Here is a 273-nt window from a genome sequence, read left to right as displayed (position 1 = left end):
AAAACGGGACAAGTTATAGCAGAAAGCTTCGCCACACTTGGACCTGCTCTTTCTGAGCTAGGTGCGGCTTTTGGTGAGTTAGGTTCTACAATAGCTAGTTTGTTTAGTGAAGTAGTACAAGCTGTAGTACCGATAGCACTCGATTTATTCCGTTTGTTCGGAGAAACAATACAAGCTGTAGTACCTTTAGCATCTGATTTATTCAAACTTTTCGGTCAAGTGGTACAAGAAGTAATGCCTATGATTACTGAATTAATTCAGATGTTTGCTGAT

General features: G+C 39.6%; 1 protein-coding gene. It reads left to right on the top strand.

Going from position 1 to position 273, the window contains the following annotated elements:
* Nucleotides 1–273, top strand: a 273-nt coding sequence (locus MR167_RS32205; RefSeq protein WP_242316291.1) for a hypothetical protein, incomplete at both ends; no start/stop codon positions are given.

Source organism: Bacillus cereus group sp. BfR-BA-01355 (genome assembly GCF_022663675.1).
Classification (GTDB): Bacteria; Bacillota; Bacilli; order Bacillales; family Bacillaceae_G; genus Bacillus_A; species Bacillus_A thuringiensis_S.
The sequence above is the reverse complement of the archived record's forward strand: the minus strand, read 5'-3'. Positions and strand labels throughout refer to the sequence as shown.